Origin of the sequence: Pseudonocardia sp. CA-142604 (assembly GCF_050948475.1) — a bacterium.
Classification (GTDB): Bacteria; Actinomycetota; Actinomycetes; order Mycobacteriales; family Pseudonocardiaceae; genus Pseudonocardia; species Pseudonocardia alaniniphila.
Map to the genome: position 1 here is coordinate 6243551 of NZ_CP192045.1, position 18400 is coordinate 6261950.

Below are 18400 nucleotides of genomic sequence, written 5' to 3' on the forward strand. Positions count from 1 at the left end.
AGGCCTCAGATCGTACATCCGGTGCATTTCGCGAGGAAAGGGTCCGCAACAAAAATGTCGATCATGCGTCCGGCTGTCCCCGGCGCGGCCCTGGAACATGCGCGGCAGACCGGCGTCGCGGAGGCCGGCGAGGAGGCGGGCCGCGTGCTGAACTGCGTTGCCACGCCCGTGCCGCTCAGCGGGCGGCGGTTGCCGCCGTTTCGGGACTTCCCGGCCGCGGGGGGCTCCGCCAAGGTCTCGTCGGCACTGTCGGGCAGCGAAACGGATCACGTGCGCCATCCCGCACGACGGCGCCCCTCGTCGCATTGCGGGGCGAGCGGACGTGGGTAAAGTCAGGCCCATGCGAGGACAGGTCGAGCGTCTCCGTGCCAATAGCGCAGAGCCGCATGATTCGGAGCCGGCGATGTCCTCGCGCGACCTGATCCTGGATGCCGCCGAGGAGTTGATGGGAGAAAACGGCTACACCGCCACGCCGATCTCTGCGATTTGCAAGGAATCCGGACTTCCGGTCGGGTCCGTCTACCATCATTTCGGCAACAAGGCAGGAATCCTCGCGGAGGTCCTCGACCGGGGGACCCGCCGCCACTTCGCCGCGATGGCCGATGCCGCCACGGACGAAGCGGAGCCGGAATTACGTTTGCGGCGCTATTTCGAACAGGCACCGAAGCTGTTGATTGCAAATGTCAATATCATCCGCATCATGATCACGACGCTCCAACAGCCGCCGGATTCGAGCATCGCCGCTCACGCCCATGCGGCTGTCGAACTCGCCGCATCGATTCTTTGCACCGTCATCGAGCCCGTCGCAACGCTGCGCGGGGTGCCGGACCCGGCGGCCACCGCGTTGCGCCTCGCCCACGCCACGATTTCCTACACGTGGGGGGCGGTGATCACGGCTGGATACGACCTCGACCGCCTGACGGCACAGATGGCGCTCTTGCACGACCTCGTGCGGGGGGCCATCGAGGTCGAGGCGATCGAGGCGGGCGCGGCTGCGCACAACCCCGAGCCTGAGCGATGATCGGCACGGGCAAGCGGCAGCGCCGGCCGGCCGGCCGACGATCCGGTCGTCGCTGGCCCGACGCCATCGCCCCACACGATCAGAGCTCGATGATCGCGGCGATCCGGGCGAGCCGGTGTTCGAGGTCGACGATGCGTCGCTGGTCCTCCACCAGCATGGCGAGCACGTCGCGAAACGCGTCGACGACGCGCAGTTCCCCGGGCAGCAGGTCGTGCCGGGTGACGACGAACATCGCTCCGACGGCGCTCCCGTCGCCCTGGAGTGCCACCGTGAGGCCCTGGCCGACCGCCCGTGGCTCGGGGAACCGGATCGCCGCGGGGTCGAAGAGGCACGGCCGCCGCGTCCGGAACGCCTGCACCACGGGTGCGGGCGGTGGGCCGGATGTGAGTCGTTCGGCCAGCCAGCGCGGCACGCCGAACCCGGCGGTGAAGCGCAACTCGCCGTCGTGCAGGAGGTAGAGGCCTGCGGTGTCGGCGTCCAGCACCTGCACGAGCGGCCTGACGGCGGCACGCACGGCGGCGGCGATGTCGGCCGTCCCACTCTCGTCGGGCGGGCGTGGTTCCGGCACCGCGGCGTCAACCCATCCGGCCTGTCCGGCACCCGCCCGGTCGGCGTAGCGCCGCAGCTCGGCCGGGTCGTAGCGCCGGTGACCCCCCGGCGTTCGCAACGGCGTCAGGAGGCCGGCGTCCTCTGCCGCAAGAAGCGTGGTGCGACTCATCCCCAGCGCGCGACTCGCCTCGCTCACGGTGAGCCGGCGTTCGATCGTCACCGATCCTCCCGAAACGACCGAATCGCGCGAAGATGATTTGAGGAGCTGATCGATCGAGTGGTACACCTCCAGCCACGGACGGTCAACGTCGGCGTCCGCCGGATCCGTCGTCAGTTCTGGACGTTTCCGGACGGTTCGGGGGGAGGTGCCGGTGCGCGACCCGCGGACCGCATCGTTGCCGGATCTCACCGGCCAGGTCGCGCTCGTCACCGGCGCGGGCCGCGGCCAGGGCCGCTCGCACTGCCTCGCCCTGGCCGAAGCCGGAGCCACGATCGCCGCTCTCGACGTCTGCCGTGACCTCGACGTCCCGAGCTATCCGCTCGCCACTCGGGCCGAGCTCGACGAGGTGGTCGCTGACGTCGAGCGGCTCGGCGGCCGTGCCGTGCCGCTCGTGGCAGACGTGCGCGACCCCGGTGAGGTCACCGCGGCCGTCGCCGCCGTCGAGAAGGCCTTCGGGCGCCTGGACGTGCTGGTCAACAACGCGGCGGTCCTGACGAGCGCGCCCTTCTGGGAGCTCTCCGAGCAGCAGTGGACAGCGGTCGTCGACACGAACCTCTCCGGGGTCTGGCGCACCACGAAGGCCGCCGCGGAGCTGCTGCGGCGCTCGCCGCGGGGCCGCATCGTCAACATCGCCTCGACGGGCGGGGTGCGCGCGGTGCCGGAGTTCGCGCACTACGTGGCCGCCAAGCACGGCGTCGTCGGGCTCACGCGGGCGATGGCGATCGAACTGGCGAACGACGGCGTCACCGTGAACGCGATCCTGCCCGGCGCCGTCGACTCACCGATGCTCGCCGGGCTCGCCGACGAGCTCGGCCTCACCCCCGACGACGTGCACAAGCGCTGGCTGCACGACCAGCTCCTGGTCGAGGTCATCGCGCCCGCCGAGGTCACCGGGGCGCTGCTGTGGCTGCTCTCCGACTCCGCTCGCCACGTCACGGGCCACTGCCTCGCGGTCGACGGGGGTGCACTGGCCCGCTGACCGGTCCCCACCCGCAGTACCCACGAACTCGAGGAGGAGCGATGGGCAAGTTCGACGGCAAGGTCGTGCTGATCACCGGAGGCGCACGCGGACAGGGGCGGTCCCACGCGCTGACGTTCGCGCGGGAGGGGGCCGACGTCGCGTTCTGCGACATCGCCTCCCAGCTCGACTCGGTGCCGTACCCGATGTCGAAGCCTGACGACCTGCAGGAGACCGTGCGGCTCGTCGAGGATCTCGACCGCCGCTGCCTCGGGGTCACCGCCGACGTGCGGGACCGCGGGCAGATCGACTCGTTCGCCGAGCAGACCCGCACCGAGCTCGGCCGCATCGACTTCCTCCTGGCCAACGCCGGGATCTTCTCCTTCTCCACTGTCGCGGACATGGACGACCGGAAGTGGCAGGAGATGATCGACACGAACCTGACCGGGGTCTTCCACGCCATGCGCGCGGTGCTGCCCGCGATGCTCGAACAGAACTACGGCCGGATCGTCGCGACATCCTCGATGGCCGGGAAGACGGGATCGCCCAACATCGCCCACTACTGCGCCACGAAGTGGGGGGTCATCGGGCTCGTCAAGTCGCTCGCCCAGGAGGTCGCCGGGAACGGCATCACGGTCAACGCCGTCTGCCCCACCGGCGTCGACACGACGATGATCCAGAACGAGGCGGCCTACAAGCTGTTCGTCCCCGACGTGGCAGGTCCCTCCCGTGAGGACGCCGCCCCGGCCTTCCAGAGCCTGAACTCGATTCCGATCCCGTGGGTCGAGACCGTCGACATCTCGAACGCGATGGCCTTCCTGTGCTCGGACGAGGCCCGCTACATCACCGGCGAGACCGTCGCGGTCGCCGCCGGCATGAACGCCCGGAACGCCGGCTGATCAGACTCGACGAAGAGGAGCACGAATCATGGCAGGACGTCTCGAGGGCAAGGTCGCTCTCGTCTCGGGTGCGGCACGTGGGCAGGGCCGCTCGCACGCCGTGCGATTGGCGCAGGAGGGCGCGGACATCATCGCGTTCGACATCTGCCACCAGCTCGACACCGTGCCCTACCCGATGGCGGTCTCGGAGGATCTCGAGCAGACGGCGAAGCTCGTCGAAGACCTCGACCGCCGGATCCTGACGCGCGAGGCGGACGTACGCGACTCGGCAGCCCTGCAGGCCCTGGTCGACGAGGGGGTCGGCGAGTTCGGCCGCCTCGACGTGGTCTGCGCCAACGCCGGCATCGCCGGGTTCGCCGAGAACACCTGGACGATGACCGAGGACCAGTGGGAGGAGATGATCGCGGTCAACCTCACGGGCGTGTGGAAGACCGTGAAGGCGGCCGTACCCTCGATGATCGAGGCGGGCAACGGAGGCTCGATCGTGATCACGAGCTCGACCGCGGGGGTCAAGGGGATGCCGGGCACTGCCCACTACGTATCGGCCAAGCACGGCGTCGTCGGCCTGATGCGCACCCTCGCCAACGAGCTGGCCCCGCATTCCATCCGGGTCAACACCGTGCACCCGACGGGGGTGAACACCCCGATGATCGTCAACGACTTCATGGCCGAGGTGCTGTCGAGTGATGACGGCGCGATCAACCTGCAGAACGCATTGCCGGTGGGGATGGTCGAGCCGGTGGACATCTCGAATGCCATCGTGTGGCTCGCCTCCGAGGAGGCCCGCTACGTCACGGGCGTCTCGCTGCCGGTGGACGCCGGGTTCCTCCAGCGGTGACCACTCCAGCAGCACCTGCCACCCCGAGCGCGAACGGATCGCGACGCGATGCGATCGCGCGCGGGGTGGTGGGCAGGCGACGCGAACTCGATCTCGTGCTGGCCGCGGTGACGGCGGGGCGCGACATCCTGCTGGAAGGCCCGCCGGGCACGTCGAAGTCCACGCTGCTGCGCGCGATCACCGGTCAGTGGGGCGTGCCGTTCGTGCTGGTGGAGGGCAACGCCGAGCTGACGCCCGCCCGTCTCGTGGGCCACCACAACCCCGCGCGCGTGCTGCGGGAGGACTACTCGGCGGAGAACTTCGTGCCGGGCCCGCTCGTCGAGGCGATGCAGAGCGGCGGGTTCCTCTACATCGAGGAGCTCAACCGCGCCCCCGAGGACACGCTCAACGTGCTGCTCGCCGCGATGGCAGAGCGCGAGGTCACCGTTCCGCGGGTGGGGCTGATCACGGGGCTGCCCACGTTCCGGGTGCTCGCGTCGATGAACCCCTTCGACGACATCGGCACGGCCCGGATCTCCGACTCCGTCTACGACCGCTGGTGCCGTCTCGCCGTGGGATACCAGGACGAGGCCGACGAGCGGGCCATCGTCGCGGTGCGCACGGGCTGCGACGACGACCGGCTCATCGCCGACGGCGTCGCACTCACCCGCGCCACGCGCGCCCACCCGGACCTGCGCCGCGGGTCCAGCGTGCGGGGCGCGATCGACCTGGTCGCGATCGCCGTCGAGCTCGCAGCGCTCGGCAGCTACGGCACAGCAGATGCGATTGATCGGCCGCGTGTCGTGCTCGACGCCGCGCTGCTCGCACTGTCGGCGCGGATCGCCGTCGACGAGGCCAGCGAGGCCACACCGGAGCAGGTGATCACCGAGATCTGGGAGAACCATTTTTTCTCGCGCCCCGGCGTGCAGCGCCGGGTCCCCATCGCGTAGACGTCGACAACGCCGTCCGGATGCCCGGATCCGACGGGCCTCCACGCGGCCTCGCGCCCCTGCGCAGGAAGCCGAAGCAACTGACAGCCGCCCCCGCCCTGTTCCGCACGGGGACGGGAGCCCCGTTCGTCGTCGACGACGGGGACAGCCGCGGGAACGGCGCGGCAACCGGTCCGGCGGGTGGCCAGGGCGCACTGGTCACCGGTCAGCGCGCGGAGCTGCGTGACGTCGGCGAGCTGCTCGAGGACGTGGCTCCCGACCCCGAGATCGCGGCGATGGCGCAGCGGATCGGGCGCAGGCTCGCGATCCGACGGCGCCCACGCGCCGACCGCCCCGAACGCGGTTCCGGACGGCTCTCGTCCGTGCCGTACCGGTACCGATCCGACGACATCGACCTCGACCGCACCATCGAGGTGCTCACCGAGCGTCCGGTGCCCGAGGACACGGACATCATCGTGCGTGAGCGGATGCAGTCCCGGCGAGACGTCGTGCTCGTCGTGGACGTGTCCGGCTCCATGCGGGGTGAGAAGGTCCGGATCGCCGCCGCGACCGTCGCGGCCCTCTCGGCGGACCTGTCGGCGCAGGGCAGCCGGCTCGCCCTCGTGGCGTTCTGGTCCGACGCCGCGCTGCTGAAGCCCCTCGGCGCGCACGTTCCCGCCTCGCGGCTGCTGGACCAGCTGCTGCGCATTCCGGCGCGCGGGCTCACCAACGTGCAGTTCGCGCTGGCGGTGGCCCACGCGGAGCTGCACCGCTCGTCGGCACGCAGGCGCACCGCCGTGCTGCTCACCGACGCCGTGCACAACGCCGGGCCCGACCCCCGGCTGACCGCACGCCGCTTCCCCGAGCTGCACGTGCTGCTCGAGATCGACGGCGAGCACGACACCTCGCTCGGCGCCGACATCGCCCGTCTCGGACGTGGCCGCCTCGCCCCGGTCGCGACCCACCGCGACGTCGCGCCCGCCGTCAACCGCCTGCTGGGTTGAGCACGTCATGCGCGGCGCTTATCTCGCGTCATGAACAGTATTGATCCGTTGTGTGATGGAAATCCTGTACCGCATCCATAGGTCCTTCAGGCTGCTGGTCGGATTATTACTTGTTGTCCCTAACTGAATCCCGCTTGATCAACATTCGATCAGGCGCCGGCAGATCGGGTGTGTGCTTGACCACGCAGAGTCGACACGATCACTCGGCGACCCCCGCAACCGGGTCGGCCGTCCTGCCCCACCGACTGCTTCGCCGGATCCTGCCGGTGGCAGTCCTCCTCACCTGGCTCGGCCCGTTCTCGATGGACGCCTACAGCCCGGCCTTCCCCGCCATCCAGAAGGACTTCGCGACCTCGGCCGGAGCCGTGCAGGCCACGCTGGCCACCACGTTGATCGGCCTGGCGCTCGGCCAGCTCCTCGTCGGCCCGATCAGCGACAGATACGGCCGGCGCCGTCCCCTCCTCGTCGGCCTGTCCGGGTACGTGGTCGGATCCGTGCTCTGCGCGAGCGCCTGGACGATCGAGCTGCTGATCGCCGCCCGCTTCGTGCAGGGCTTCGCCGCCGCCACCGGCATCGCGATCGCACGGGCGATCGCTCGCGACGTGCACTCCGGAACCCAGCTCGCCCGGTTCTACTCCCTGCTCACCGCCGCGACGGCCATCGCGCCCATGGTCGCGCCGATCGCCGGAGCGGGGCTGCTCGAGTCGGGGCTGTCGTGGCGCTGGATCTTCGGGGTCACCTTGATCCTGGGGGTCATCGGGCTCGCCGCGGTCGTCCTGCTCCTCCCGGAGACGCATCCGCGCTGGATCGGCGGTGTGGACCGCGCCGTGACCGAAGCCGGACGCCCGCAGCCGGAGCCCACCGCCCACCTGAGCCTCTGGGTGCTGCTGCGCAGGCGCGAGGTCTTCGTCAGCGCGCTCGTGCTCGGCCTGTGCGGTGCGGCCATGATCGCCCACCTTGCCGGACTCTCGTTCTTCCTCCAGGACGAGCGCGGGCTGAGCCCGGCCGCCTACGGTGCGGTATTCGCGCTGGACGCCCTCGGGCTGGTGATCGCGAACAACGTCAACCGGTTCGTACTGCGCCGCTGGTCCTCGCGCCAGGTGCTGTCCGTGTCGGTGCCGGTGATGCTCGTCTTCGCGCTGGTGTTCGCCGCGCTGCTGCGCGCCGAAGCACCGTTGCCCGCCGTGCTCCCGGCGCTGTTCCTCTTCATCAGCTGCTGGGGCTTCGTCATGCCGAACGCCGTCGCCGTCGGCATGTCGGTGGAACGTGCCGCGGCAGGGCGGGCATCGGCGATCCTCGGGGTGGCCCAGTTCGGCTTCGCCGCGTTCAGCGCTCCGCTGGTGGGCACGATCCCGGTGATCGCCGGCACTCCCCCGATGGCCACCGTGATCGTCGTGTGCCTCGCCGGGGCTGTGGTGACGCAGATCGTGGCCCGGCTTGTCGGTCGCCGCGCCGCTACCCTCGCTCCCGCCGGCGTCCCCGGCCGTCGTGGGTTCCGGCGGCAACCGTCCGCTGCACTGATGGCGGAGAGAACCTGCGTGTCCCCTGCCGCCCAGCTCGTGGATCGCCACGTCTGCGCGAAGGGAAGCGAGGCGAACCCCACGTCATGATCGGCGCACCGATCAGCGGACGGCCAGGCTCTCGAGGAGGTCACGGATCTGGTCGATCGACATCCCGGACGGGGACAGGCACGGCACGGAGATCCCCGCTGCCCGGTACCCGGCGATCGCAGTGCGCACGGCGGGCGGCCGGAGGTCGCTGACGGCGGTGCGCCGGGCCACCTCCTCGGCCGTCCGAAGGCCCTGACGGTCGAGGTGCCTGCGGTAGTTGGGGAAACGCGTGAGGTAGGCGTCCGCCTCGGCGAGCACGGCCTCCGGCTCGCCGACCCGGATGTAGAGCGCCGTCTCCGGACGGACGTTGCCGATCTCGGCGGCTGCCTCGGCCATCACGCGGCTTGTGGTCTCGGCGTGCTCGGGGGTCAGCCAGTTCAGGACGGCACCGTCCGCGGCCGTGGCGGCCAGCCGCAGCATTCGCGGACCGAGAGCGCCGAGCAGCACCGGGAACCCGTTACCGAAGGTCAGGTCCTTCTGCGAGAGTTCGCGCAGCTCCGCGAGGTAGGCCGTCATGTGGGCCATCGGAGAGTCCGGGAACGGCACGCCGATGGCGGCGAGCGCGCCTCGATGCGAAATGCCGCAGCCGAGCACGAACCGGCCGCCCGAGTCCTCCTGGCAGTTCGCCGCGAGCAGCGCCATCGCCCGGGCAGCGCGAACCGGGGTGATCGCGACACCGGGTCCGACCCGCAGCCGGGTGGTTGCGGCCAGGGCGGTGGCGGAGGCGATGAACGGGTCGCGCCCGGTGATCCTCGTGGTGGCCGCGTAGCCCATCTCCGGGAGGAACAGGTCGGTGAAGCCTGCCGACTCGGCCAGCCGTGCGATCTCCGCAACTCGTTCGCCCGGCTGGTCACGCACGACGATGCCGATCCGCTCTGCCGTGCTGTCGTGATGTGCGCTGGTGGGGGATATGGGACCCGGCCTCCTCTTTCGGCGTGCCACGTCGCCGTGGCCCGTACGTGGCCGCCGGAGCGGCGATTCGAAGCCTTGACAGCATATTCGCCCGGTCGTACGGTGCAACTGTATGCAAAAGAATGCGAAATAACGAATGCGTCCAGGAACGCGCGATTTGTGATATGCCGATGGAATTTCGTCCCGAGTCGACGCGGGGCCATATTCCGCAAGCCTGCAGAGCGCGGATCGGCCACGACGCACGCCGGGCCGACGAGAACGGGCAGTGATGACTGAGATCTGGACGTCGGCGTGGAACGCGCGCGTGGAGGAGATCGCACAGCAGGCGCACCAGGCCGAGGACGCCGGCTTCGACGGCATGTTCATCACCGACTCGCAGAACCTCTGGATGGAGTGCTGGGTCGCGTTGACGGTGGCGGCCACCGAGACCGAGCGGCTGAAGCTGGGCACGGCGGTCACGAACCCCGTCACCCGCCACGCCGCGGTCACCGCCGACGCTGCTGCCAGCCTGCAGGAGGTCTCGAAGGGACGAGTGCTGCTCGGTATCGGCCGCGGCGACTCCGCGCTCGCCTACCTCGGCCACGCCCCGGCACCGCTCCCCCGCTTCGCCCGCTACCTGCAGCAGCTGCAGGGCTACCTGCGCGGCGAGGACGTTCCCTTCGACACCGACGGCCTCACCGACCTGCCACCGCTCGGCACTCTGGGCTACGAGCGAGTGCCCCGGTCCAGCCGGATCCGGTGGCTGCCGGGCACGCAACCGAAGGTGCCCGTCGACGTGGCAGGGTCCGGCCCGAAGGTCGTCCGGCTGGCCGCAGAGCTCGCGGACGGCGTCACGTTCGGCGTCGGCGCGGAGAGCGGACGGCTGCGCGCGATGCTGGACATGGTCACCACGGCTCGCGCCGAGGCCGGTCTCGCCGGCACACCGTTCAGCTGCTCCGCGATGGTCACCGTGGTGCCGCATCAGGACGCCGCCGTTGCACGCCGGCTGGCAGCCGGGGGTGTGGCGCTGGCCGGGCGCTGGTCGGTGATGCAGTCGCGCAAGCCGATCGCCGGGGTGGACGACCAGACGCGGGCGCAGTTCGACATGGCCAGAACCTCCTACGACATGACCCGGCACGGGGAGACCCACAGCAGCCACGCGGCCTCCATGAACGACGAACTGGTCGACCGCTTCGGCATCGCCGGCCCGCCGGAGCACTGCATCGAGCGGTTGCGCGAGTTGATGTCGCTGGGCCTTCGCCGGATCGTGTTCAACACCCGGATCCGCGGCGCGACCGAGGAGGAACAGGCGGACGTGACGCACCTGCTGCTGAACGAGGTGCTGCCCAACGTTTCCGGTCGCGCCCGCGACGGGCAATCATGATGAGCGCCTGACCGTCGTCGTGGATCTACGGGAGGTGGAGTCATGGACGGGATCGCGGACATGGGAGGCACCCAGGGGTGGGGCGCCCTGCACCCGCCGCGCGACGACGAGCCGGTCTTCGCAGAACCCTGGCACGGTCGAGCGTTCGCGATGGCGTTGCTGTCGCGGGGCGTGATGACCGGGTACAACCTGGATGCGTTCCGACATGCGATCGAGCGGCTGGATCGGGCCGCCTATCTGGACGAGGGCTACTACGGTCGCTGGCTCAGCGCATCGGAGCTGATACTCACCGAGTGCGCGATCCTGGCGCCCGGCGCCGTCGAGGCCCGTATCCGAAACCTGAACGGCGAGCAGGTCGAGGAACCGCCGATCCCCGAGCCCGTCCTGCCCGACTACACGCCGACCGACGCGGGATGGCGGCGTGCCGTGGACTCCGCGCCCGCCTTCGCCGTCGGTGAGCGGGTGCGCGCCAAGGACATGGCGCCTGCCGGGCACACCAGACTGGCGGGCTACGTGCGCGGGCGCATCGGGGTGGTCGAGCTCATCCAGCCGGCCGCCGTGCTGCCGGACACGCACGCGCACTTCCAGGGCGAGAACCCGCAGCACGTGTATTCGGTGCGGTTCGACTCGCACGAGCTGTGGGGTGCCGACGCCGAATCCTTCGTTGTCACCATCGAGCTGTACGAGAGCTACCTGGAGAAGGCCGCATGAGCGAGCTTGCGCATGAATCCGACCGAGCGCACGGCAATCCCGGAACCGCCGGGCGCTTTCCGGCTGCGCTGCGCGCCGAGGCCATCGAGCAGCTGCTCACCGAGCGCGGCCTGATCGAATCGACCGTGCTGGACAAGATCATCACCGACTACGAGACCAACATCGGCCCGCTCAACGGCGCCAAGGTGGTCGCCAAGGCCTGGACCGATCCGGATTTCCGGCAGCGGCTGCTCGACAACGGCACCGACGCCATCGCGGAGCTCGGCCTGTCAGGCACCCAGGACAAGCACATCGTCGTCGTCGAGAACACCCCGACGGTTCACAACGTGGTGGTCTGCACGCTGTGCTCGTGCTACCCGTGGGCGGTGCTCGGGCTGCCGCCCAGCTGGTACAAGGACCCCGCCTACCGCGCGCGGGTGGTGAGGGAGCCGCGCACGGTGCTGTCGGAGATGGGCCTGGAGCTCGCCGACGACGTGCAGATCATCGTGCGCGACTCCAGCAGCGAGGTGCGCTGGCTGGTGCTGCCCGAACGTCCTGCCGGCACCGCGGACCTCTCCGAGGAGCAGCTGACGCAGCTGGTCACCCGGGACGCGATGATCGGCGTGGCCAAGCTGGCCACGCGGTAGGCGCTCCGCTCCGCGTAACGTGTCACGGCGCGAGCGACCCCGGAACGGGTGACAGCCGGCTACGAGGGTGACGAACCAACCGGCCGACCGGGCCGCCTGAGCCCCGATGTTCCTGCCCGGCCACGGCGATCGAGTGACCCACACGGTCGGACTCGCCGTCATCGCACCTCACGACGAGGTGACGCCACGTATCCTCCGATCGATGTCGGCGGGATAGCCCTTCGTGTTCATGTCACCCGATATTTCGAACCCTTTCGCTGAACCGGGTTCCGCCGGCTCACGCTCGCTGTAATTTGCTGGTCCGTTAACCCTCGAACGGGTCATACTGCAAAACAAGGCGAATCCCCTATACATTTACTGAAATCCCCCATGCCCCGTCACCCGACCCCAACGGAAAGCCAGGCGGATCCCCGATGGTTCGCCGGCGCACCGCCCATAGCTTTCACCTGAACACCGGTCAGTCCGAACACAACATCACGAACATCGGAGATGATCAGAATGGCCCAGCCCATGACGCTGCTCGAGTTCCTCCGGGAGCTTACGGTGAACGAGCAGGCGCGTGATCTGTACGCCGCGAACCCCGAGGCGACGCTGAGCCAGTACGGGCTCGACAACCTCAGCCCCGCAGACGTTCGCGATGCCCTCGTGCTGATCGAGGACAACGAGACCGCGCAGTACACCGCCGGCCACTTCGATGCACAGTTCACGACGCCGCCGGTGCCCGTGAGTTACGCGGGCAGCGAGCACGAGGCTGCTGTCGAATACATCAACCGGTACGTGAGCAACGACTACGACTCCGACCGTGACTCCGACGCGGGCCACTTCCTCGATCAGAACGTGCGCAACAGCGGCATCTTCGACCAGGACGTCGACGTCGACGCGCTCGGCGCATCAGGCAACGGCGCCGTCGTCGCCGACGACGGAATCACGGACTCCGCCGTGGTCAGTGGCGACGAGAACCAGGTCGGCGCCGGCAACCTCAGCGGCGACAACAACGTCGTCGGGAACGGCAACGCCGCCGTTGGCGGTGACGGCAACACCATCGCCTTCGGCGACGGCGACGCCAACAAGTCGGCCCTGGAGGACGTCGGCATCAGCCACGGCGGCGCCCTCTCCGTCGGCGCTATCGCCACCGGCGACTACGACGCGAACGGCTCGTTCAACGACGTCGACGCGTCGACCAGGAACTCCACCGAGTTCGATGACTCCTTCAACACCGACAACGACAGCGCGGACGACTCGTTCAACGAGTTCTCCACGGACAACAACATCGACTCGCACAATCACTCGCACACCGACAACCAGAGCCACAACGACCTCGACATCGACAGCTGACCGGCGGCGGGTACGCGTTTCCAGGGCGGCCCGCTCCTGCGGTGCGGGGGCGGGCCGCCGCTGGCACTGGTGGGGGTTCCGTCTCCTGACAACGCGGAGAGACCCGGCCTCGGGACCGGACGATCCCCGATGGCCCGGACGGCGCAGCACCCCGACCGTCTCCGCAACGCCAGGACGACCGGCAACCGCCGAACCACTTGGGAGATGACCCGAGATGACCACCTCGACCTCGCTGCTCGATCTGCTGCTCGACCTCTTGCGCGACCCCGAGGCCAAGGCCGCCTTCAATGACGACCCCAACGGCTACCTCGCCACCTGTGGCGCCCTCTCGGCCGCCGACGTGCGCGATGCCCTCGTCCTGCTCCAGGACGACCAGGAAGCCGACCTCGACCGCGACTACACCGCCGGCGCGAGCCACACCAGCGCCCAGGGCCACATCGCCCCGCCGCCGCCCGCCCCTCAGAAGCACGACGGCGAGAGCGATCACGAAGCCGCCGTCCGCTACCTCAACACCTACGTCACCAACAACTACGTCGACAACCGAGACACCGTCATCGACAACTCGGTCGACCAGCAGATCGACACCGGGGGCGGCGACTTCGACCAGGACATCGACATCGACTCCACCGCCGCCACCGGCGACGGCGCCGTCGCGGCCAACGGCGACATCCAGGACTCCAAGATCGTCACCGGCGACGACAACCAGGTCGGCCAGGGCAACCTCAGCGGCGACGACAACCTCGTCGGCGACGGCAACGACGCGGTCAGCGGCGACGACAACACCCTCGCGTTCGGCGACGGCGACGCCGACAGGTCCGCGCTGAATGACGTCGGCGTCAACCACGGCGGCGCCCTCTCCGTCGGCGACACCGCCACCGGCGACTACGACGCCAACGGCTCGTTCAACGACACCGACGCGTCGACCAGGAGCTCCACCGAGTTCGACGGCTCCTTCACCACCGACAACGACGCCGCGTCGGACTCGTTCAACGAGGCGGACACCGATGTCGACATCGACTCGCACGACACCACGCACACCGACGTCCAGAGCCACAACGGCCTGGGGATCGACTCCTGACCATGTTCATCGGGCGGCCGGCCTCGCTTGGTTCCGTCACCTAGTGGATGACCGTCCGCGGATTGGCGGAGTAGACCACCGACTTATGCAGTAGAGCAGCACCGATTGATCGTTTAATTGATCATTTCAGGCCCCATGATTGATCTTTGCAGCCGTCGCGTGCATCCCGTACTCGACCATCGGGAACGTCACCCGACTAAGCAATTGAAAAGACCTTCAGGGGGTTGACCGATATATATTGCTGTGATAGCGTTCACAATTTAAATTTGGAGCGCCGGGAGGTGGAGGTATGACGACCACTGCGGGGGATCGATCCGACCTGCTCGACAAGCTCGGATTGACTGGACAGAACAAGGCGACTTTGGGTCGACTGTTGGCCACCGGAAACATCGGACAGGCCACCGAGCGATCCGACGGCACCATGCAGGCCACAATTCGAATCAATCCCGATGAGCTGTGCTGGGATCCGTCGATCCTGGTCATGCCCCACGGCGGCGACCTCGAACTCGAGCTCATCAACGACGACCTGAACACACACTGTGCGCTATTGCCGAGCAATGGCGACAGGAAATTCATCTGGCTGGTGAACCATTCACGAGGGCGGGCGCGCCTCAACCTCGACGGCCCGGGCTACTACTGGTACAGCTCACCCACAGGCAACGACGAAGGCCGGGGACTGACCGGCGCCATCGTCGTGCTGGGGGAAGTTCCGCCGGAAGCTCGCCTCGATCGCCCCGAACAGCCGCGCCCGTAGAAAGGAGCAGTCGGTGACAGTTGAATACGTAGACGCAGGGGAAGCCATCGACCAAGGATTGCTGAGCGGCAAGGTCGCTGGTGGAGAGATCGCGCCACCCGTGGTCGCCGGTGTCGACTACGAGCGCATTCGCAACGCACGCTCGGAGCCCGAGAACTGGCTCACGTACTACGGCGCCTACAACGGACAGCGGTACAGCCCGCTGGACCAGATCAACACGGAGAACGTCAAGAATCTCCGTCCCGCGTGGATCTTCCAGGCCGGCACGAGCGGCATGATCGCGGGTGCGTCGACCTATTCGTTCGAGGCCACGCCGATCGTCGTCGACGGGATCATGTTCGTCTCCGGTTGGGACGGCTGGGTATGGGCCCTCGACGCGAAGACGGGCGTGGAGATCTGGCGGTACAAGCACGCAATTCCCTACGACGTGTCCCTGTGCTGCGGGAACGTGAACCGTGGGGTCGCGGTGGCTCAAGGAAAGGTCTTCTTCGTCACGGCGAATGCCCACGTTCTCGCGCTCGACGCCACCAGCGGCAAGCGGGTGTGGGACAAGACCTACGGAGACGTGCGGGCCGGGGAAAGCGCCACGGTCGCACCACTGGTCGTGAAGGACATGGTCATCGTCGGGAGTTCCGGCGGTGAGTTCGGCGTGCGCGGTCACCTCGACGCGTTCGACGTCGAGAGCGGGGAACACCGCTGGCGTTGCTACATGGTGCCGAAGCCCGGGGAGCCCGGCTCGGAGACCTGGCCCGCCGACGGCGAGGCCTGGGCGCGTGGTGGCGCGAACTGCTGGGTCACCGGCACCTTCGACCCGGAGACGAACCTGCTCTACATCGGCACCGGCAACCCGGCGCCCGACTTCGACGGCGAGGTCCGCGAGGGCGACAACCTCTTCACGGACAGCATCGTCGCCGTCGACGCGGACAGCGGCCAGATCCAGTGGCACTACCAGTGCACCCCGCACGACGTGTGGGACTACGACAGCATCTCGGAGTGCATCTTGTTCGAGTCGGGCGGGCGCAAGTTGCTCGGCCACTTCGACAAGAACGGATACTTCTTCGTCCTCGACCGCACGAACGGCCAGTTGGTCCAGATCACCCCCTTCGTCGACCGCATCACCTGGGGAGCGATCACGCGGGACGGCCAGGTGACGGCCAGGGTCTACCCCGACAAGGAGGGGGAACCGGTCCACTTCTACCCGGGTCCGGCCGGCGCGAAGGAATGGACCCACGCGGCCTACAGCCCGAAGACCGAGCTCTTCTATGTGCCGGTGCAGGACACCGGCGCAACGGCCACCCGGCGGCGCCGGGAATTCAAGGAGAGCATCCCGTACTGGGGCGCGGGTGTGCAGGTGGACATCGAGGACATGGCGGGGTCCATCAGCGCGTTCGACGCCAACGGCGAGGAGAAGTGGCGCTTCCGCAACGAGCTTCCGATGTGCGCCTCGGTGATGGCCACGGGCGGCGACCTGGTGTTCGCCGGCGAGCCCTCCGGCGAGTTCAACGCACTCGACGCCCGCACCGGTGAGTTGCTGTGGCAGTTCCAATGCGGAAGTGGCCACCACAGCAGCCCGAGCACCTACATGGTCGACGGCAAGCAGTACGTCGCCGTGCCGGTCGGCTGGGGCGGGTGGGCCGAGGGATTCCTCCCCGGCATGCTCGGCGCGGGCCACGGAAGCGCCCTGATCGTCTTCGCACTCCCGGATTAGCCGTAGGGCCGTGACGGGAGCCTGCCGGAATCAGGCGGAGAGGAGGTGAATCCGTGGAGTCTCAGCTTGCTGTGTGGGAGACGCCGGAGTTCGAGGAGATCGGCGTCGCGCCCGAGGTGACGATGTACATCGCCCAGTTGGACGACTAGGGGGACGTGGGGCGGCGCCGGACCTGACGACCGGGTCCGGCGCCCTCCGGCGGCCCGGGACGACCACGGATGGCCGGCCCGGGCCGAAGGCCCGCATGTCCGAGAAGCCGACGCCGTCGGGCTGGCGGCTCCTCGGTGGAAGAGGAGTGACAACGATGTTGCTGCGGGTGCTGGGCTCGGCAGCGGGGGGCGGCTCTCCGCAGTGGAACTGTGGCTGCGGTGTGTGCGCCGCTGTTCGCCGCGGGGCGGCTCCGCCGCGCACCCAGTCGTCGGTCGCGGTGAGCGTCGACAACGGCGAGCGCTGGTTCCTCGTCAACGCTTCGCCCGACGTCCGCGCCCAGATCGAGGCCTTCCCCGGCCTGCACCCGCGCGACGACCGGACGACCCCGGTGGAGGCGGTGCTGCTCACCGACGCCGAGCTGGACCACACGTTGGGCCTGCTTCTGCTACGCGAGGCCCGCGCCCTGCGGCTTCATGCCACGCCTGCGGTGCACAAGACACTGTCCGACGGCTCGGGGATCCTGCGCACGCTCGAGCGCTACTGCGCGGTCGAGTGGCAGGCGGTGATCCCGGGCAGCGACTTCGCCCCGGCCGACGGGCTGTCCTGCCGGGCGTTCGACGTGCCCACCACCAAGCGGGCCCGGTTCGGAGCCGGAGTGGACCACGGCCGCGTCGTCGGCTACCGGCTGACCGACGAACGCAGCGGGGGCACGCTCGTGTACCTGCCGGGGGTGCAGTCGCTGACGCCGGCGCTCCGCGCGGAGATCGCGGGCTGCGACTGCCTGCTGATCGACGGCACCTGCTGGCGCGACGACGAGCTGGTACGGCTCGGCCTGGCCGGCAAGACGTCCCGGGAGATGGGCCACCTGCCCATCGACGGCCCGGACGGCAGCCTGGCGCAGCTCCGGTCGCTGGGCGTGGGCCGCACGATCTTCGTTCACATGAACAACACCAACCCGATCCTGCTTGAAGACGCGCCCGAGCGGCGCATTGTGGAGGACAGCGGTATGCAGGTGGCCACGGACGGCCTCGAGGTCGAGGTATAGGGCCCATGACGACGACAACCAGGACACCGAGAACCGACGCCGACGACTTCGTCGCGACGTTGCGGGCCCACTCACGGCGCTACCACGACCAGCACCCGTTCCACGTCCGGATGAACGCCGGTCGGCTGAGCCGCCGGCAGCTCCAGGGCTGGGTGGCCAACCGCTTCTACTACCAGGAGAACATCCCCCGTAAGGACGGGGCGATCCTCTCCAACTGCCCCGACGTCGAGGTCCGCCGGCGCTGGATCCGCCGCATCATCGACCACGACGGCCAACACCCCGGGGAGGGCGGTATCGAGGCGTGGCTGCGCCTCGGCGAGGCCGCCGGGCTGACCCGCGAGGAGATCCGCGACCACCGGCACCTGGTCCCCGGAGTGCGGTTCGCGGTCGACGCCTACGTGAACTTCACGCGGACCCGTCCGTGGGTGGAGGCGGTGGCGTCCTCGCTCACCGAGCTGTTCGCCCCCGACCTGATGGCGGAGCGGCTTGCCGCGTTCGAGCGGTGGTACCCGTGGATCGACTCCGAGGGCCTCGCCTACTTCCGCGCCCGCCTCGAGCAGGCCCCCCGCGACTGCGAGCACGCCCTCGAGGTGGTCACAGCGCACTGCCTGACCGCCGAGTCCCAGGCGCGCGCCGTCGACGCGTTGTCGTTCAAGTGCGACGTCCTGTGGAGCCTGATGGACGCCATCGACCAGGCCTATCCGGAGTGAT

General features: G+C 69.0%; 19 protein-coding genes. 17 read left to right on the plus strand and 2 right to left on the minus strand.

The annotated features are described in order from the left end of the window. Positions 1-340 precede the first annotated feature (340 nt). Positions 341-1021 carry a TetR/AcrR family transcriptional regulator gene (locus ACQPZQ_RS28335; protein WP_433285682.1) on the plus strand — a complete coding sequence of 227 codons (681 nt, stop codon included), beginning with the start codon at positions 341-343 and terminating at the stop codon, positions 1019-1021. A gap of 79 nt (positions 1022-1100) precedes the next feature. On the opposite strand, the gene ACQPZQ_RS28340 is transcribed toward ACQPZQ_RS28335, so the two are convergent. After that, a complete protein-coding gene (locus tag ACQPZQ_RS28340) occupies positions 1101-1790 on the minus strand; it encodes a MerR family DNA-binding transcriptional regulator (RefSeq protein ID WP_433285684.1) in 690 nt (229 codons plus the stop codon). Positions 1791-1941: 151 nt separating this feature from the next. On the opposite strand from ACQPZQ_RS28340, the gene ACQPZQ_RS28345 reads away from it, so the two are divergent. From ACQPZQ_RS28345 to ACQPZQ_RS28370, 6 genes are all read left to right on the plus strand, one after another. Further along, a complete protein-coding gene (locus ACQPZQ_RS28345) occupies positions 1942-2769 on the plus strand; it encodes a mycofactocin-coupled SDR family oxidoreductase (RefSeq protein ID WP_433285686.1) in 828 nt (275 codons plus the stop codon). 41 nt (positions 2770-2810) lie between these two features. After that, positions 2811-3647 (plus strand): mycofactocin-coupled SDR family oxidoreductase, encoded by an 837-nt coding sequence (locus tag ACQPZQ_RS28350; RefSeq protein WP_433285688.1) that lies wholly within the window; start codon positions 2811-2813, stop codon positions 3645-3647. 28 nt (positions 3648-3675) lie between these two features. After that, complete coding sequence (locus ACQPZQ_RS28355) at positions 3676-4485, plus strand: mycofactocin-coupled SDR family oxidoreductase (RefSeq protein WP_433285690.1); 810 nt, start codon at positions 3676-3678, stop codon at positions 4483-4485. Next, a complete protein-coding gene (locus ACQPZQ_RS28360) occupies positions 4482-5414 on the plus strand; it encodes an AAA family ATPase (protein WP_433285692.1) in 933 nt (310 codons plus the stop codon). The genes ACQPZQ_RS28355 and ACQPZQ_RS28360 overlap by 4 nt, the downstream gene beginning before the upstream one ends. Positions 5415-5434: 20 nt before the next feature. Beyond that, the gene (locus ACQPZQ_RS28365) at positions 5435-6397 is read left to right on the plus strand and encodes a VWA domain-containing protein (protein WP_433285694.1); all 963 of its coding nucleotides are present in this window, start codon (positions 5435-5437) and stop codon (positions 6395-6397) included. 266 nt (positions 6398-6663) lie between these two features. Continuing rightward, positions 6664-8007, plus strand: a complete 1344-nt coding sequence (locus ACQPZQ_RS28370) for a multidrug effflux MFS transporter (protein WP_433285696.1) — start codon at positions 6664-6666, stop codon at positions 8005-8007. Between the two features lie 12 nt (positions 8008-8019). Here ACQPZQ_RS28370 and ACQPZQ_RS28375 read toward each other — a convergent pair whose 3' ends face one another. Beyond that, a complete protein-coding gene (locus tag ACQPZQ_RS28375) occupies positions 8020-8865 on the minus strand; it encodes an LLM class flavin-dependent oxidoreductase (protein ID WP_433285698.1) in 846 nt (281 codons plus the stop codon). 322 nt (positions 8866-9187) lie between these two features. Between ACQPZQ_RS28375 and ACQPZQ_RS28380 the strand changes: the two genes are divergently transcribed. From ACQPZQ_RS28380 to pqqC, 10 genes are all read left to right on the plus strand, one after another. Further along, on the plus strand, positions 9188-10282 hold the full coding sequence (locus tag ACQPZQ_RS28380) for an LLM class flavin-dependent oxidoreductase (protein ID WP_433285700.1): 1095 nt from the start codon (positions 9188-9190) through the stop codon (positions 10280-10282). Between the two features lie 42 nt (positions 10283-10324). Then, positions 10325-10993, plus strand: a complete 669-nt coding sequence (gene nthB, locus ACQPZQ_RS28385) for a nitrile hydratase subunit beta (protein ID WP_433285702.1) — start codon at positions 10325-10327, stop codon at positions 10991-10993. After that, entirely contained in the window at positions 10990-11619 is a 630-nt protein-coding gene (gene nthA / locus ACQPZQ_RS28390; RefSeq protein ID WP_433285703.1) for a nitrile hydratase subunit alpha, read from the plus strand. The genes nthB and nthA overlap by 4 nt, the downstream gene beginning before the upstream one ends. A gap of 498 nt (positions 11620-12117) precedes the next feature. Then, positions 12118-12954, plus strand: coding sequence for a hypothetical protein (locus ACQPZQ_RS28395; RefSeq protein ID WP_433285705.1), 837 nt, complete (start codon positions 12118-12120; stop codon positions 12952-12954). A 214-nt stretch (positions 12955-13168) separates the two neighbouring features. After that, positions 13169-14032, plus strand: coding sequence for an IniB N-terminal domain-containing protein (locus ACQPZQ_RS28400; protein WP_433285708.1), 864 nt, complete (start codon positions 13169-13171; stop codon positions 14030-14032). Between the two features lie 289 nt (positions 14033-14321). Then, positions 14322-14786 carry an MSMEG_3727 family PQQ-associated protein gene (locus ACQPZQ_RS28405; RefSeq protein ID WP_433285710.1) on the plus strand — a complete coding sequence of 155 codons (465 nt, stop codon included), beginning with the start codon at positions 14322-14324 and terminating at the stop codon, positions 14784-14786. A gap of 13 nt (positions 14787-14799) precedes the next feature. Beyond that, positions 14800-16494 carry a PQQ-dependent dehydrogenase, methanol/ethanol family gene (locus tag ACQPZQ_RS28410; RefSeq protein WP_433285712.1) on the plus strand — a complete coding sequence of 565 codons (1695 nt, stop codon included), beginning with the start codon at positions 14800-14802 and terminating at the stop codon, positions 16492-16494. A 53-nt stretch (positions 16495-16547) separates the two neighbouring features. Next, complete coding sequence (gene pqqA / locus ACQPZQ_RS28415; RefSeq protein WP_241034237.1) at positions 16548-16643, plus strand: pyrroloquinoline quinone precursor peptide PqqA; 96 nt, start codon at positions 16548-16550, stop codon at positions 16641-16643. A 155-nt stretch (positions 16644-16798) separates the two neighbouring features. Further along, positions 16799-17689: a pyrroloquinoline quinone biosynthesis protein PqqB gene (gene pqqB, locus ACQPZQ_RS28420; RefSeq protein ID WP_433299394.1), complete on the plus strand. Its 891-nt coding sequence runs from the start codon at positions 16799-16801 to the stop codon at positions 17687-17689. Positions 17690-17694: 5 nt separating this feature from the next. Beyond that, positions 17695-18399 (plus strand): pyrroloquinoline-quinone synthase PqqC, encoded by a 705-nt coding sequence (gene pqqC / locus ACQPZQ_RS28425; RefSeq protein WP_433285714.1) that lies wholly within the window; start codon positions 17695-17697, stop codon positions 18397-18399. Position 18400 lies beyond the last annotated feature (1 nt).